The organism is Pseudomonas sp. D1-1, from assembly GCF_051132225.1.
GTDB lineage: Bacteria > Pseudomonadota > Gammaproteobacteria > Pseudomonadales > Pseudomonadaceae > Aquipseudomonas.
Window position 1 is genome coordinate 558,319 of sequence record NZ_CP071676.1, and the last position, 15,580, is coordinate 573,898.

A 15,580-nucleotide genomic window follows, 5' to 3' on the forward strand; every position below is an offset into this window, starting at 1 on the left:
CGAGGTTGGAACCCCGCATCGTTCCACTGCACACGAGGATTGTCATGACCGATTTCGCCAACGCCACACCGAGCAACGTGGACATCGTCAAGCGTGAAACCTGCTTCAAGGGTTTCTATAAGCTCGACCGCCTCGTCTTGCGCCACGAGCTGTTTGCCGGTGGCATGAGCCGTGAGATCAGTCGTGAACTGTTTGTACGTCATGATGCGGTGTGTGTGCTGCCCTACGATCCGCAGCGCGACGAAGTGGTATTGATAGAGCAGTTTCGCGTGGGTGCCATTGGCAAGGCCGCCAATCCCTGGTTGGTTGAACTGGTGGCTGGTCTGATCGACAAGGACGAGCAACCGGAAGAAGTTGCTCATCGCGAAGCGCAGGAGGAAGCTGGGCTGGTCTTCGCTGCGCTCTGGCCGATGACCAAGTATTTCCCGTCGCCGGGCGGCAGCAATGAGTTCGTGCATCTTTACCTGGGGCGTTGCGACAGTACGGGGGCCGGCGGCCTGCATGGCCTGCTGGAAGAGGCTGAAGATATCCGCGTAAAGACCTGGGCATTCGAAGACGCCCTGCAAGCGGTGCGCGACGGACGTATCTGCAACGCGGCCAGCATCATTGCCTTGCAATGGCTGGCCTTGAATCGAGATGAAGTGAGGGGGCTATGGTCCTGAACAAGCTGCGCGATCGTTATCGCGTCGACCTGGTGGGGTTGCAGGCCGCCTGCGAGGCCAACTATGCCCGCCTGATGCGCTTGTTGCCGGACATGCGCAACGACCCGGCACCGCGCCGCATCGCCGTGACCCACGGCGACCAGATGCTCGGCGTGCTGGCCCTGGAAGTGCTGCAGACCTGTCCATACACCACCACATTGCAGGTGCGCCAGGAGCACAGCCTGCCCTGGCTGCCGGTGCCGCAGCTGGAAGTGCAGGTCTATCACGATGCACGCATGGCCGAAGTGGTCAGCGCCGAACATGCACGACGCTTTCGCGGCATCTATCCTTACCCCAATGCGTCAATGCACCAGCCGGACGAAAAGGCCCAGTTGAACCTTTTCCTGGGCGAGTGGCTGAGTCATTGCCTGGCGCTGGGCCACGAGTTCGAAGTCGTACGGTAGTTGTGAACCGGTTCCGGTTCGCGGGTTTCCCCTTTCGATCATCCCCCAGCATAATTGCCGCTCATGCAACGGCGTGATTGCGCCTGGGAGAAAGCGATTTGCCGAGCGTATCCAGCTTGACCACTGCCGACGCGGCGCTGCTGGTCCAACTGTCTGACAGCCATTTGTTCGCCGAGGCCGATGCTTCGTTGCTGGGTATGAACACCCGTGACAGCTTGCGGGCGGTGGTTGACCTCGTACTCCGGCAGCACCCGGATATCGACCTGATGCTCGCCACGGGCGATTTGTCCCAGGACGGTACGCTGCAATCCTACGAGGCATTTCGGCACCTGACTGCGCGTATCGATGCGCCGGCGCGGTGGATTCCGGGCAATCATGATGAGCCGCAGGTGATGCTTGAGGCGGCGGTGCAGAGCATGTTGCTCGATCCGGTGGTGGACATCGGCAACTGGCGAGTCACTCTGTTGGATTCAGCCGTGCCAGGTTCGGTGCCGGGTTTTTTGGCCGAGGAGCAGTTGATTCTGTTGGCCAATGCCTTGAGCGAGGCGCCGGAGCGGCATCATCTGGTGTGTCTGCATCATCATCCGGTGTCGATTGGTTGTGCGTGGATGGAGCCGATCGGGTTGCGCAATCCAGAGGCGCTGTTTGCGGTGTTGGATCGGTTTCCGCAGGTGCGGGCGGTGTTGTGGGGGCATGTGCATCAGGAAATAGACCGGGTGCGCGAGGGGGTTCGTTTGTTGGCTTCGCCTTCGACCTGTATTCAGTTTGAGCCTGGGAGTGAGGATTTTGCGGTGGGCTCGCAGGCGCCAGGGTATCGGTGGTTGCGGTTGTTGCCGGATGGGCGGTTGGAGACAGGAGTTGAGCGGGTGGTTGGGTTTGCGTTTACGCCTGACTACGGATCCAACGGCTATTGAGTTCGATCAAGCTGGACTGACCCCAAACTGTGGGAGCGGGCTTGCTCGCGAAGGCGGCTTTACAACCGGCATATCTTTACCGGTCGTATTCCGATTCTATTGTGGGAGCGAGCTTGCTCGCGATGGCGGCCTGACAGTCGACCAGGGCTTTGTTGACCGGGTACATATCCATTGCTGCGGTAACGGCTGCTTAGGGTTCCGCCCTTACGGCGGCTCACTTTTGGAGAGCGCCAAAAGTAAGCAAAAGCGCTTTGCCCCACCACTCGGTGCCTCGCCAAGGCTCGGCATGCCCTCACTCCGGCATTGCTCCGTGGGCCCGCCGCGAAGGGCCGTCCCTGGCCCAGCGCGGCTATCCCGGCATCCATGCCGGGATGCCCACTGCGCAATGCCTGCGTTCGGCCAGCGTGGTTAACGGGGCGCCCCAGATCAAGATCAAGGTCTAAAGCGAGGCGGCCTGGCAGCCGGCCTTATTCTCGCGGGGGTACGCCGGTTTTAATGTGGGAGCGAGCCTGCTCGCGAAGGCGGCGGCACATTCAATGCTGATGCAGGCTGACCCACCGCTTTCGCGAGCAGGCTCGCTCCCACAGGGGGATTTTTGCTGTGCCGGAAAAATCTAATGACCACGGATTTGTGTGGGAGCGGGCTTGCTCGCGATGGCGGCGGTAGTCAGCCAGGGTTGTGGGAAGGGGCGGAAGACCTTTCTGACGCAAGCGGATTTTTCCGGCGAGTGCTGGCGGTTGCCGGGTGGGAAGGGGCGTCGCTAGTCTTTTCCCGTCGCTGCAAAATTCAGCGGCCGGGCCTGGAAACCCGATAGTAAGGATGCTTCAGCGCGCCACATGAGATACTGCAGCGCTTTTTTTGCGTGTGCAGTTCTGCGTTATGGCGGCTATGCACGGGAGACTTTCGAGTCTGCCGGGTTTTGCTCCTTTACTCCGGTTTTCCAGCCCGCGCATAGCTGCCACCCTCTCGCCTGGAAACGGGAGATGGCGGTTCCCCTACGGAAAAAGGAACTGCACCATGTTCAAAGCCACGCCCAACCCCCCAGAAACAATCGTTGAGCCGAGACAATGAAGTTTTAACGGCTGACAAAGCCCCCCGTGGCGAGGGAGCTTGCTCCCGCTGGCCTGCGAAGCAGGCCCAAGACCAGGCACCGTGTTCTATCAGTCGGAACGGGCGTTGCTGCTCAAGGGGCTACGGCGTAGCCCAGCGGGAGCAAGCTCCTTCGCCACGAAGACGGAGGGGTATTCGAAACCGCCCAAACTTCCACAAACTCCCTGTAAACTCCGGCCTTTGCCCAGCACCCAGGGAGTTGCCCATGTCGGGTTCGATCCTTTATATCCATGGCTTCAACAGTGCCCCGGCGTCGACCAAGGCCTGTCAACTGACCGAAGTGATGACGCGCCTCGGGCTGGGGGACCAGTTGCGGGTGCCGGCCTTGCATCACCATCCGCGCGAGGCGATTGCTCAGTTGGAGCAGGCGATCACAGAACTGGGGCGGCCGCTGCTGGTCGGCAGCTCGCTCGGCGGCTACTATGCGACTCACTTGGCCGAGCGCCACGGCCTCAAGGCCCTGTTGGTCAATCCGGCGGTCAGCCCGCATCGGATGTTCGACGGTTATCTGGGCACGCAGAAGAATTTGTACACCGACGAGACCTGGGAATTGACCCACGACCACGTGACGGCCCTGGCCGAGCTGGAAGTGCCGGCGCCCCGGGATCCGCAGCGGTTTCAGGTATGGTTGCAAACCGGTGACGAAACGCTGGATTATCGCCACGCCCAGCAGTATTACCGTGCCTGCGCGTTGCGTATCCAGGCCGGCGGCGACCACAGTTTCCAAGGGTTTGCCCAGCAGTTGCCGGCGTTATTGAGTTTTGCCGGCATTGGCGCCGATTTGTACCAGGCGATCGACTTCACCTCACTGTGAACCATTGCCTCTATTTCACTGAACACTGACGACGAGACCCCATGGCCACTCCCAGCGCTAGCTCCTATAACGCAGACGCCATCGAAGTCCTCTCGGGCCTCGACCCGGTGCGCAAGCGCCCCGGCATGTACACCGACACCAGTCGGCCGAATCACCTTGCCCAGGAAGTCATTGACAACAGCGTCGACGAAGCCTTGGCCGGGCACGCAAAGTCGGTGCAGGTCATCCTGCACGCCGATCATTCATTGGAAGTCAGCGATGACGGCCGCGGCATGCCAGTGGACATTCACCCTGAAGAGGGTGTGTCGGGCGTCGAGCTGATCCTCACCAAGCTCCACGCCGGCGGCAAGTTTTCCAACAAGAACTACCAGTTCTCCGGCGGCCTGCACGGGGTGGGTATCTCCGTGGTCAACGCCTTGTCGACCCAGGTGCGGGTGCGGGTCAAGCGTGACGGCAACGAATACCAGATGACCTTTGCTGACGGCTACAAGGCCACCGAGCTGGAAGTGGTCGGCACCGTCGGCAAGCGCAACACCGGCACCAGCGTGTATTTCGCGCCGGACCCGAAGTATTTCGATTCACCGAAGTTTTCCGTCACGCGCCTCAAGCACGTCCTCAAGGCCAAGGCGGTGTTGTGCCCGGGGCTGCTGGTGAGTTTCGAGGACAAGGCCACCGGCGAGAAGGTCGAATGGCACTACGAGGACGGCCTGCGCTCGTACCTGGTCGATGCGGTCAACGGTTTCGAGCGCCTGCCCAACGAGCCGTTCTGCGGCAGCCTGGCCGGGAACAAGGAAGCCGTGGATTGGGCGCTGCTATGGCTGCCCGAGGGCGGCGAAAGCGTCCAGGAGAGCTACGTCAACCTGATCCCCACCGCCCAAGGCGGCACCCACGTCAACGGCTTGCGCCAGGGTTTGCTCGATGCGATGCGCGAGTTCTGCGAATTCCGTAACCTGCTGCCTCGTGGCGTCAAGCTGGCGCCGGAAGACGTCTGGGAGCGCATCGCCTTCGTATTGTCGATGAAGATGCAGGAGCCGCAATTCTCCGGCCAGACCAAGGAGCGCCTGTCGTCCCGCGAGGCGGCTGCGTTTGTCTCCGGGGTGGTCAAGGATGCGTTCAGCCTGTGGCTCAATGCCAATCCGGAAACCGGCCTGGCCCTCGCCGAACTGGCGATCAACAACGCCGGCCGTCGCCTCAAGGCAAGCAAGAAGGTCGAGCGCAAGCGCATCACCCAGGGCCCGGCACTGCCGGGCAAGCTCGCCGATTGTGCCGGGCAGGACCCGATGCGCTCCGAGCTGTTCCTGGTGGAAGGTGACTCCGCCGGCGGCTCGGCCAAGCAGGCGCGGGACAAGGAGTTCCAGGCGATCCTGCCGCTGCGGGGCAAGATCCTCAACACTTGGGAAGTCGACGGCAGCGAAGTGCTGGCCAGTCAGGAAGTGCATAACATCGCGGTGGCCATCGGCGTCGATCCGGGCGCCGAGGACATGAGCCAGTTGCGTTACGGCAAGATCTGCATCCTCGCCGACGCCGACTCCGACGGCTTGCACATCGCCACCTTGCTCTGCGCCTTGTTCGTCCAGCATTTCCGCCCGCTGGTGGATGCCGGTCACGTCTACGTGGCGATGCCGCCGTTGTACCGTATCGACCTGGGCAAGGAGATCTACTACGCCCTGGATGAAGCCGAGCGCGACGGCATCCTTGATCGGCTGGTGGCCGAGAAAAAACGCGGCAAGCCGCAGGTCACCCGATTCAAAGGCCTGGGCGAGATGAACCCGCCGCAGTTGCGCGAAACCACCATGGACCCGAACACCCGTCGGCTGGTGCAGTTGACCCTGGATGATTTCGAAGCGACGTCGGAAATGATGGACATGTTGCTGGCGAAAAAACGCGCCGGCGACCGCAAGAACTGGCTTGAATCCAAGGGTGATCTGGCCGAGGTCCTGGCCTGATGCGCAACGGTTTCGCCCTGGCGTTGTTGCTGTGGGCGGGGGTGGTAGTCGCAGCGCCAGTGCCGGAACTGAAGTTGCTGTCCGAGCATGTCGTCGATGGCATGCGCGGCGGCAATCTGTCCGGGCTGGCCCTGTGTGGCAACGAGATGTGGACGGTATCCGATCGCGACGATGACCGGATTTACCGGCTTCAACCCTCCGATGCCCGGGCCTGGCAGGCCGAAGCTGTCGGTATCGAGGTGCCTGCCGTGCCGGAGAATGATTTGCCTTGGGGCCTGCAGTCGCGGACCTGGGCGGCATCGTTCGTGCGCGGTGGCGAACTGGACTACGAAGGCATCAGTTGCGACAGCGCCGGTCAGCGTTATGTGGTCAGTGAGTCCCACGCCGCCGTGCTGAGAATATCGCCGGCAGGCGAAGCAGCCTGGCTGAAAATCACCCCGACCATGCTCCGCCAGGCCCGGGGCAGCGGCATGCTGCTGCATTTTAATGCCCTGTTCGAAGGTGTGGCGGTCAACCCGGCTGGCGATCAGCTATGGCTGGCCGCCGAACGGGAGCGTCGTGGGCTGGTGTTGCTCAAGCGCCAGCAAACGGTGTGGGACTGCGACGGCAATTGCGTATTGTTGAGCGAAGCGGGGCAGGAGATGCAGCCGGCGCAGTTTCCCGAGGCCAAGGCGGTTTCCCGGGACTTCGCCGATCTGTCATTGTTCAACGGCAAGCTGTTTACCCTGGAGCGAAACGCCTATCAGATCTGCCGGCGTGACCCGCAGACCGCCAAGGTCGAGCGCTGCTGGTCGTTTGCGGGGGAGGCGTTGCAGGAAAATCGCCGTTATCCACAGCCCTTCGGCCTGGTCGAAGCGCTCATCGTCGACGCCGACGGCGCCTGGATCGGCGTGGACAACAACGACGGTGCGCGGGCTGACGGCGAGCAGCGGCCGGTTATCTGGCGCTTCGCCGCGCCCGAGGGTGGCTGGGGTGCCGCGCCATGAGCCAGCAACCACCGGGCAAGCGCGCCGGCCGGGTACTGATGATCCTGGCCTGGTGCGCGGCACTGTTTCTGGCAACGCGGTTTTTTGCCCAGTGGGAGCAGCGAGAGCTCAACCCCAATGCCGAGGTGCATTCGCAGAAGGGCGAAGGTTTTATCGAAGTAAAGCTGATCGGCAACCGGCAGGGACATTTTGTCGCCAGCGGCCAGATCAACGGCCAGCCGGTGGATTTCATGCTCGATACCGGGGCCACCGACGTGGCGATCCCGCAGGAATTGGCCGAGCGCCTCAAGCTGGAAAAAGGTCTTGGCGTGAGGTTGAGCACCGCCAATGGTTTGAGCGAAGGCTACCGCACCCGTATCGACCGGCTGCAATTGGGTGACATCGTGTTGCGTGATGTCCGTGCCCTGGTGGCGCCAGGCCTGGAAGGCACGCAAGTGCTGCTGGGCATGAGCGCCCTGAACAAACTTGAATTTACCCAGCGCGACGGCACCATGCTGCTGCGCCAGACAACGAACTGATGAGGCCCGCATGAGCGACATTCTTGCAGACAGCTTGGACGGCGTAGAACGCCGATCGCTGGCTGACTTCACCGAAAATGCCTACCTCAATTACTCCATGTACGTGATCATGGACCGCGCCTTGCCGCATATAGGCGACGGTCTGAAGCCGGTCCAACGGCGGATCATCTATGCCATGAGTGAGTTGGGGCTGGACGCCGATTCCAAGCACAAGAAGTCGGCGCGTACCGTCGGTGACGTGCTCGGCAAGTTTCACCCCCACGGCGACTCGGCCTGCTATGAAGCCATGGTGCTGATGGCCCAGCCGTTCAGCTATCGCTACACGCTGGTGGACGGGCAGGGTAACTGGGGTGCGCCGGACGATCCCAAGTCCTTCGCGGCCATGCGGTACACCGAGGCGCGCCTGTCACGCTATTCCGAAGTGCTGCTCAGCGAGCTGGGCCAAGGCACCGCGGACTGGGGGCCGAACTTTGACGGCACCCTCGATGAACCCCTGGTGTTGCCGGCACGTTTGCCGAACATCCTGCTCAATGGCACCACCGGCATTGCCGTGGGCATGGCCACCGACGTGCCGCCGCACAACCTGCGGGAAGTCGCCACAGCGTGCGTGCGCTTGTTGGACGAGCCGAAAGCCACGGTGGAACAGCTCTGCGAACATATCCAGGGCCCGGACTATCCGACCGAAGCGGAAATCATCACGCCGCGTGCCGATCTGCTGAAAATCTATGAGACCGGTCGCGGTTCGGTGCGCATGCGCGCCGTCTATCACGTTGAAGACGGTGACATTATCGTCACCGCGCTGCCGCATCAGGTTTCCGGGGCAAAAGTCCTTGAGCAGATTGCTGCGATGATGCAGGCAAAACCGTCGAAAGCGCCGCAGGTTGCTGACTTGCGCGACGAATCCGACCACGAGAATCCCTGCCGCATCGTGATCATTCCGGTGAACAGCCGGGTCGATCACGACGCGCTGATGCAGCACTTGTTCGCCAGCACCGATCTGGAATCCAGCTATCGGGTGAACATCAACATCATCGGCCTGGACGGCAAGCCGCAGCTGAAAAACCTGCGGGCATTGCTCGTGGAGTGGCTCGAATTCCGGGTCAAGACGGTGCGTCGGCGCCTGCAATTTCGCCTGGACAAGGTCGAGCGTCGCCTGCATCTGTTGGACGGCTTGCTGATTGCCTACCTCAACCTCGATGAAGTGATCCACATCATCCGCACCGAGGAGCATCCCAAGGCCAGCCTGATCGAGCGCTTCGCCCTCAGTGAAATCCAGGCCGACTACATCCTCGACACGCGCCTGCGCCAACTGGCACGCCTGGAAGAAATGAAGCTGCGTGCCGAGCAGGATGAATTGCTCAAGGAACAGGCCAAGCTGCAAGCCTTGCTGGGCAGCGAAGCCAAACTGAAGAAACTGGTACGCACCGAGTTGCTCAAGGACGCCGAAACCTACGGCGATGACCGTCGTTCGCCGATTGTCGAGCGTGCCGAGGCCAAGGCCTTGAGCGAGCACGACCTGTTGCCGAACGAGAAAGTCACCGTTGTACTGTCGGAAAAAGGCTGGGTGCGCTCCGCCAAGGGCCATGACATCGACGCTGCCGGGCTTTCCTACAAGGCCGGGGACGGCTTCAAGGCCTTGGCGCCGGGGCGCTCGAACCAGTTCGCAGTGTTCATCGACTCTACCGGGCGCAGCTATTCGGTGCCGGCCCACACCTTGCCATCGGCGCGTGGCCAGGGTGAACCGCTGACCGGACGATTAACACCTCCGCCGGGTGCAACTTTTGAATGTGTGCTGATGCCTGATGATGACGGGCTGTACGTTATCGCGTCGGACGCCGGCTACGGGTTCGTCGTCAAGGGTGAAGACCTGCAAGCCAAGAACAAGGCGGGCAAGGCGTTGTTGAGCCTGCCGAACAACGCCAAGGTCATTGCCCCGCGCCCGGTCAGCGATCGCGATAACAACTGGCTGGCTTCGGTGACGACCGAAGGTCGGTTGCTGGTCTTCAAGATCAGCGACCTGCCACAGCTTGGGAAAGGCAAAGGCAACAAGATCATCGGGATTCCTGGCGAACGGGTGGCGAGTCGCGAGGAATTTGTCACGGATATTGCAGTGTTACCTGAAGGTGCCACGCTTGTGCTGCAGGCTGGAAAGCGTACGCTTTCACTGAAAGCGGACGATCTTGAGCATTACAAAGGTGAACGCGGTCGGCGGGGCAACAAGCTTCCAAGGGGTTTTCAACGGGTGGATGCACTGCTCGTCGAAAACCTCAATTGACCGTGCTAGAGGGCTCGGTCTGCGATTAAAAGCCGCAGATCGGAACTTTGGCGCTGGAGTCGGAACGCATATTCACGGATGATAGGCCCTTTCAAGCGCCGGCGTGGCCGAGCGTTCTTCATAATGACCGAGTATTTTCACTGTGGTAAGCCTTGTGGCTGCCACCTGGACGGGACGATGACTGCTCTGCGCCTACCTATTTTGTGGCTCGCCGGCCTGCTTGGCCTGGCGGGTTGCAGCATGCACCAGCCGGTGTCGCTGTATCAGTTGGACAGCGGTACCCCGGCCCAGCCTGCGCAAAGCACAGGCATGGCGGTTTTGCTGGGCCCTGTATTGATTGCCGACTACCTGCAACGCGAAACTCTCCTGCAACGCCAACCGGACGGCAGCTTGCAAGCCGCCACGGACGGTCGTTGGGCCGGCAGCCTGTCCTCGGACATCGACCAGCTGCTGCTGCGCCAGGTCGCCGGTCACCTGGACAGTCAGCGCGTGGTGCTGGCGCCGGCTACCCAAGGCTTCACCCCGGATGTGCAGGTCCTGCTGTCGATTACCCGCCTGGACTCGGGTGAATCACAACCGGCGGTACTCGATGCCCAATGGCGGTTGATTGACCGTCGCGGCAAGGTGCGTGAGAACCGCATCGTTCATCTGCAAGAGCAACACGCCGGCACCACGGCGGCGCAGGTTCAGGCCCAGGGTGTGCTGCTGCAACGACTGGCCGAACAGTTGTCCGTCTCGCTCAAGCCGCTGGCCAACCAGCCTCCTATCGCTGAAGTTCCACGCAAGCCCGCTCCCGCCCCGGCCAAGCCGGCAGGAAAGGAAAAGGACAAGATTCCGATGGCCCTGCCGATTCGGACGGACATGGAAGTGTTCCGGTTCTGACGGTTGGTATGGATGCAAGACAAAGCCCGCGTTGATGCGGGCTTTTTCATGTCTGTCTGCTGGAATTCCGGTGCCTGGGCCGGCCTCATCGCGAGCAAGCTCGCTCCCACAGGGGAGGGCGGCAAGCCACAGATCCACTGTGGGAGCGAGCCTGCTCGCGAAGAGGCCATCGAAGCCAATAAAAAAGCCCGCAGACAATCACTCATCTGCGGGCTTCGTTTATGCCTGGCAACGGAACTCAGGCCTGGCGCTCATGCATCCGCGCCAGTTGCCGTTCCAGCATCGACGGATAAGGCTCCATCAGTCGTTCCACACAGCAGGCGCCCTCGGGGCTGGCGATCGGACGGATGCGTGCGCGTTGGCGGATCAGCGCGTCGTCATTTATCTTGCGTTCCACCAGCAGCAGGTTGCGGCTGTGTTGGGAAAGGGCCAGGGCGTCCTGGGCGGTTTCGGTCAGCAGCAGGTCGATCTGGCTCAGGCCGAACAAGCCATCGCCCAAGGTCAGGCCCAGTTGCAATTGCAGAGTGATGCCGCTGTCGGCGACTTCGATCTGCAATTGATGACCCAGCGCCCGCAGCAATTCGCCGCAGCAGATGGCGTTGGTCAGGTAGTCGTCGCCGCTGTCCTCGGTGTGGAACAGCATCAGCGTGCTGCCGTCGTTCAGGGTGTGCAGTTCGCCCTGATAAAGCGATGCGGCCTGGTCGAGGCAGTCGCGATAGCGTTCGAGCAGTTCTTTCAGGCGAGCCTGGGGCAGGCGCCGCAGTTGGTCCTGGGCACCCAGTTGCACGGCCAGTACGGCGCTGTGCTGGGGCTGGTTCGAGGCGACAGGGCGGGCAAGCGGTTGTGGTTCGGCGCCGATCGAATCGTCGCGCAAATCGGCAAAGGCCTCGTCGTCATCGTCGTCTTCGACAGTGCGCACCACATGTCGCGGCGCGGGGCGGGCAGCGGGCAGCGGCGCGCTTTCGTCGAACCCCGGGTCGCGCGGGTTGCGCACTTCGAAGCCCGGCTCCGCATCGTCCTCGTCAACGTAGTCGATGTCTTCAGGTTCCGGCACGGGTTCCGGCTCCGGCGCGAAGCTGGCGTGCAGCTGCCGGGCCAGGTCGCCGATTTCATCCTGGCGCTGGGTGGCTGGCGTGTGTTCGTCGATGTCTCGCAGCCAGACGCGCAACTGCAACAGCGGCGTGGATATATGCCGCCCCAGGCGCAAGCTCAACGCCAGGGCCAATGCCAGCAGGATCGCGCTGAGGATGCCCATGCTTTGCAGGCTGATGGTCATGGGTTGCTGGAACTGGTCCATGTCCAGGCTGATGCGTAGTTGGCCGGCGGTCACGTCCTGGAAGGTGATCTTGCTCTGGTACATGCCGCCGGTTTCGCCGAGCAAGCCTGGCTTGGGACGCTGGCCGGCCTCGGCGAGGATGCGGTTGTCCACGCTGTAGATGGCGGCGTGGGCCACCAGCTTGTTCTTGGTCAGGTTGTTGAGCAGCACATTGAGACTGAGGATGTCGTTGGACACCAGCAGCTCGGTGGCGGACGTGGCGGTCTGGGTGGTCAGGCTCTCGCCCAGGGCATCCGCCTGCTCGTGCATGGCCTGCTTGAATTGCAGGCCCATCACGCAGGCATAGATGACCAGGGCCAAGGCGACCAGGATCACGTTATGGCTGGCAATGCGCAATGCGATCGGCACGCGGCGATGGCGCAATGCTCGGAAGATCAGCAGGAAGAAATTGTCGGTTTTGACTGGCGTGGGCCGGTTCACTGAGCTCGGCTCTTTGTCCGTGAAATTGACGCGCAGTATAGCGACAGCCCCATGACCGGCAAAGCACTGGCGGTGCCCGATGGTCACTGAATGTGGGTAGAATGCGGTTTTTTTCCACCTGCGGGGGTGCGCCTTGCGTGAAATCGTCCTGATAAACATCACTGGCAGCGACCGTCCGGGTCTGACTGCGGCCATTACCGGCGTTCTGGCCCAGGGTGGTGTGAACATTCTCGATATCGGTCAGGCGGTGATCCACGACACGCTGTCGTTTGGCATCCTGGTTGAAATCCCGGACGCCGAACACAGCAAATCGGTGCTCAAGGACATCTTGTTCACCGCATACAAGCTTGATCAGCAGGTGCGTTTCACCCCGGTTTCCGAGGAAGATTACCAACAGTGGGTGGCTGGCCAGGGCAAGAAACGCCATATCGTGACGCTGTTGACCCGCAAGGTGACCGCCGAGCAATTGCAGCGTGTCAGTTCGATCACTGCCCAATACGGCTTGAACATCGACCATATCGACCGACTGTCCGGGCGCATGCCGCTGGATACTCCGGCCGATCAAGGCAAGGGCTGCATCGAGTTTTCCGTGCGCGGCGAACCCGCCGATCCCCAGGCTTTGCGCGCCGAGTTCCTCAGCGTGGCGCAAGAGCTGAACGTTGACATCGCCTTCCAGGAGGATTCGCTGTTTCGCCGCAACCGTCGCCTGGCGGTGTTCGACATGGACTCGACGTTGATCGAAGCCGAGGTCATCGATGAGTTGGCCAAGGCTGCCGGCGTCGGCGACAAGGTGTCGGCGATTACCGAGCGGGCGATGGCCGGCGAGCTGGATTTCCGCGCCAGCTTCAAGGAGCGCCTGGCGTTGCTCAAAGGCCTGGATGTCAATGTGCTCGACTCGATCGGTGCCTCGTTGCGCCTGACCGAAGGCGCCGAAACCTTGTTCGCCGAGCTCAAGCGCCTGGGTTACAAGACCGCCATCCTGTCCGGCGGCTTCACTTATTTTGCCAAACAGCTGCAGGCCAGACTCGGCATCGACTACGTGTTCGCCAACGAACTGGAAGTGGTGGATGGCAAGGTCACCGGCGTGGCTGTCGAGCCGATCGTCGATGCCCAGCGCAAGGCGGACTTGCTGCGTGAGCTGGCCGCGAAAGAAGGCCTTCGACTGGAGCAGACCATCGCGGTCGGTGACGGCGCCAACGACTTGCCGATGCTTGCGATCGCCGGGCTGGGCGTGGCGTTCCGGGCCAAACCGCTGGTCAAGCAATCAGCCAGGCAGGCCATCTCGACCCTGGGGCTGGATGGGGTGCTGTATTTGCTGGGCTTCAGGGATCGCGACGGGCAGGTTTAGTTTGCAATAAGCCCTGTGGCGAGGGGATTTATCCCCGCTGGGTTGCGCAGCAACCCTAGATCAGGCACTGCGATGTATTGGTTGATCGGGGTGACTGCAATCGGGCTGCTACGCAGCCCAGCGGGGATAAATCTCCTCGCCACCAAAGGCTCGCATCACCCTAGAGTGACTTCCACAGCGAATCAAAATCGCCTTCCTTGTCACTGCCATCCCCGCCGGTGCCTGAGTCTTCGGGGTGATAAGCAAACTGATTGAAGCTGTGGGTGCTGGTCACGCGCCGATCCAGCGAGGCTCGTCTTTCCTGTCCGTTGGTATTGATCAACACTCGCTGGCCTTCCTGGAAGGGCAGGCGCGGAGCGATCATCGTGGGCGGCAGGTCGATCGCGCTGATTTCCGGCAGCAGCAACCCCCGCAAGTAGTGGCCTTGCTCGTTCTGCTCGCGCGCCAATTGCACGCCGCAAGGCTGGGCATGGGGAGCTACCAGTTCAATGCCCATTTGCATCGCACCGTTGCGCACCTGCCGGATCCAGCGGACCACGGCGATACTCCAGGCCTGGTCGCTGGTGTCACGAATCCCGACCATCTCCCCGGCCTGCAATTGCTCCGGCACTTCCTTCGGCCAGCCTAGGCAGTACCCACCCGGGCTGTGATTGATGATCGGCAGCTCAAAGGTCGGGAAATGATGCTGGTTGTCGGAACTGGCGCCGTCGTCATCGGCCGGGTTGACCGGATACTCGATTTCCTCGTAGGGCAAGAGGTCGCTGTCGCCAGCTGGCGCGGCGTCGAACGCCTGGTTCCAGGTGTCGTTGGTTTTGGTCGGCGAGGCCTCGAATCGGGCCTTGCGCATGGCCGGGTTCTTCAGGATTTCGCTGAAGGAACGTTCGCCCCCAAGGTAATAGTGCAGCGCGCTCATGCCCACGCACAGGGTCAGCGTGCCGTTGCCTTCGGTGCGTTGGAAGCTGCGTTCGGCGGCTTCGCCCCAGGCCGCTTGCAGATGATGCAAGGTATCGGCACTCATGCCGGCAGGTACCGCCAGGGACGAGTCGCCAGGTTGCGCCAGGTGAGCGCTGATGGCACGCACCAGGGGCTGGGGATCGAACCCCTGCAGGCTCGGTTGCTGTTCGGCGCGAAATTTGGAGCGATAGCGCGGCCCTACATCCAGTTGCGGTGCGACCGCAAACAGGCTAGCGGCGGTGACGGCCGGGTCGAGCTTGACGCTCTGACTCCACGGCTCCAGCACTTCGGCCAGCCGGGCGATCTGGCTCTGGCGTAACTGGTTGCTGCGCGAAGCGCCCAGCAGCAGGGCGACGACGTAGGTCTGCTCGGCATTCAATTGAGGGACCTGGCTGGCCAGCTCATCGCCAACGCTGAGGTGCTGCAATCGGTGCTGGCAGGCGATCCGGTACAGCTGGTGCAAATCGAGCCATAAACCTTCAGGCACGGGGCTGTATAGCTGGCTGGCTCGCAACAGCGTGCCGTCGAGGGCATGTATCGCCCGTTGCAGCGCTGTCGCCAGCAGGCGCGCCCGGTCCTTGGTGAATTTTGGCGAGATGCGCGCGACGATTTGTTTGTATCCCATCGCCAAATGAGTCTGCAGGGCCTGGCTCAGGTTGACGATCTTGCGCGAGCGCTCGTCCAGCACGATGGCCTGTTGCAGGAAATGTCGCTCCAGGTGCTTGCAGACGTAATAAACCTCGGGCCGCAACAGTTCGAGCAGTTGCAGGCGGTTTTCACTCGGGGTGAGCAACTGGTTCAGTTCACCGAGGACCTGGTACAGCAGGCGCGCGGTTTCACCGATGTTGGCCTTGGGCAGGTTGCCGATCCAGCGCTTGAGGTCGCGTGGCGTGGCATCGCAGAAGGACAGGCGCGACTGGGTCGGTGTCGAGACGCGCAGTAACTGGAGAGGGCTGGTCTCATTCATGCCGT

The 15,580-nt window shown here is 61.9% G+C and carries 13 protein-coding genes; 11 read left to right on the forward strand and 2 right to left on the reverse strand.

Features of this window, described 5'->3' with window-relative positions; all coding sequences use genetic code 11:
* Positions 1–44: 44 nt before the first annotated feature.
* The 10 genes from J3P86_RS02380 (at position 45) to J3P86_RS02425 (ending at position 10,550) form a co-directional block, all read left to right on the forward strand.
* Entirely contained in the window at positions 45–662 is a 618-nt protein-coding gene (locus J3P86_RS02380; RefSeq protein WP_434626392.1) for an NUDIX domain-containing protein, read from the forward strand.
* A complete protein-coding gene (locus J3P86_RS02385; protein WP_003186471.1) occupies positions 653–1,105 on the forward strand; it encodes a DUF1249 domain-containing protein in 453 nt (150 codons plus the stop codon). The genes J3P86_RS02380 and J3P86_RS02385 overlap by 10 nt, the downstream gene beginning before the upstream one ends.
* A 98-nt stretch (positions 1,106–1,203) precedes the next feature.
* A complete protein-coding gene (gene cpdA, locus J3P86_RS02390) occupies positions 1,204–2,019 on the forward strand; it encodes a 3',5'-cyclic-AMP phosphodiesterase (protein ID WP_434699346.1) in 816 nt (271 codons plus the stop codon).
* 251 nt (positions 2,020–2,270) lie between these two features.
* Positions 2,271–2,462, forward strand: a complete 192-nt coding sequence (locus J3P86_RS02395) for a nucleoid-structuring protein H-NS (protein ID WP_434700703.1) — start codon at positions 2,271–2,273, stop codon at positions 2,460–2,462.
* A gap of 872 nt (positions 2,463–3,334) precedes the next feature.
* On the forward strand, positions 3,335–3,943 hold the full coding sequence (locus tag J3P86_RS02400) for a YqiA/YcfP family alpha/beta fold hydrolase (RefSeq protein ID WP_305497232.1): 609 nt from the start codon (positions 3,335–3,337) through the stop codon (positions 3,941–3,943).
* Positions 3,944–3,984: 41 nt separating this feature from the next.
* Positions 3,985–5,889 carry a DNA topoisomerase IV subunit B gene (parE, locus tag J3P86_RS02405; protein WP_434570021.1) on the forward strand — a complete coding sequence of 635 codons (1,905 nt, stop codon included), beginning with the start codon at positions 3,985–3,987 and terminating at the stop codon, positions 5,887–5,889.
* Positions 5,889–6,875, forward strand: coding sequence for an esterase-like activity of phytase family protein (locus J3P86_RS02410; protein ID WP_434626390.1), 987 nt, complete (start codon positions 5,889–5,891; stop codon positions 6,873–6,875). The genes parE and J3P86_RS02410 overlap by 1 nt, the downstream gene beginning before the upstream one ends.
* Positions 6,872–7,393: a retropepsin-like aspartic protease family protein gene (locus J3P86_RS02415; protein ID WP_434570018.1), complete on the forward strand. Its 522-nt coding sequence runs from the start codon at positions 6,872–6,874 to the stop codon at positions 7,391–7,393. Before J3P86_RS02410 ends, J3P86_RS02415 begins: the two co-directional genes overlap by 4 nt.
* 10 nt (positions 7,394–7,403) lie before the next feature.
* Positions 7,404–9,668 carry a DNA topoisomerase IV subunit A gene (gene parC / locus J3P86_RS02420; protein WP_305497226.1) on the forward strand — a complete coding sequence of 755 codons (2,265 nt, stop codon included), beginning with the start codon at positions 7,404–7,406 and terminating at the stop codon, positions 9,666–9,668.
* A gap of 177 nt (positions 9,669–9,845) precedes the next feature.
* Positions 9,846–10,550, forward strand: coding sequence for a PqiC family protein (locus J3P86_RS02425; protein WP_305497225.1), 705 nt, complete (start codon positions 9,846–9,848; stop codon positions 10,548–10,550).
* Positions 10,551–10,788: 238 nt separating this feature from the next.
* Here J3P86_RS02425 and J3P86_RS02430 read toward each other — a convergent pair whose 3' ends face one another.
* The gene (locus J3P86_RS02430) at positions 10,789–12,306 is read right to left on the reverse strand and encodes an AhpA/YtjB family protein (RefSeq protein WP_434699347.1); all 1,518 of its coding nucleotides are present in this window, start codon (positions 12,304–12,306) and stop codon (positions 10,789–10,791) included.
* Positions 12,307–12,439: 133 nt separating this feature from the next.
* Here J3P86_RS02430 and serB point away from each other — a divergent pair, with 133 nt between their 5' ends.
* The gene (gene serB / locus J3P86_RS02435; RefSeq protein WP_434699348.1) at positions 12,440–13,654 is read left to right on the forward strand and encodes a phosphoserine phosphatase SerB; all 1,215 of its coding nucleotides are present in this window, start codon (positions 12,440–12,442) and stop codon (positions 13,652–13,654) included.
* A gap of 160 nt (positions 13,655–13,814) precedes the next feature.
* Here serB and J3P86_RS02440 read toward each other — a convergent pair whose 3' ends face one another.
* Positions 13,815–15,575: a molecular chaperone gene (locus J3P86_RS02440; protein WP_434699349.1), complete on the reverse strand. Its 1,761-nt coding sequence runs from the start codon at positions 15,573–15,575 to the stop codon at positions 13,815–13,817.
* Positions 15,576–15,580 lie beyond the last annotated feature (5 nt).

Excerpts from the sequence above, each read along its gene's own strand:
- J3P86_RS02380 (WP_434626392.1), top strand. The coding sequence starts at position 45 with ATGACCGATTTCGCCAACGCCACACCGAGCAACGTGGACATCGTCAAG.
- J3P86_RS02385 (WP_003186471.1), top strand. The coding sequence starts at position 653 with ATGGTCCTGAACAAGCTGCGCGATCGTTATCGCGTCGACCTGGTGGGG.
- J3P86_RS02400 (WP_305497232.1), top strand. The coding sequence starts at position 3,335 with ATGTCGGGTTCGATCCTTTATATCCATGGCTTCAACAGTGCCCCGGCG.
- parE (WP_434570021.1), top strand. The coding sequence starts at position 3,985 with ATGGCCACTCCCAGCGCTAGCTCCTATAACGCAGACGCCATCGAAGTC.
- J3P86_RS02410 (WP_434626390.1), top strand. The coding sequence starts at position 5,889 with ATGCGCAACGGTTTCGCCCTGGCGTTGTTGCTGTGGGCGGGGGTGGTA.
- J3P86_RS02415 (WP_434570018.1), top strand. The coding sequence starts at position 6,872 with ATGAGCCAGCAACCACCGGGCAAGCGCGCCGGCCGGGTACTGATGATC.
- parC (WP_305497226.1), top strand. The coding sequence starts at position 7,404 with ATGAGCGACATTCTTGCAGACAGCTTGGACGGCGTAGAACGCCGATCG.
- J3P86_RS02425 (WP_305497225.1), top strand. The coding sequence starts at position 9,846 with ATGACTGCTCTGCGCCTACCTATTTTGTGGCTCGCCGGCCTGCTTGGC.
- J3P86_RS02440 (WP_434699349.1), bottom strand. The coding sequence starts at position 15,575 with ATGAATGAGACCAGCCCTCTCCAGTTACTGCGCGTCTCGACACCGACC.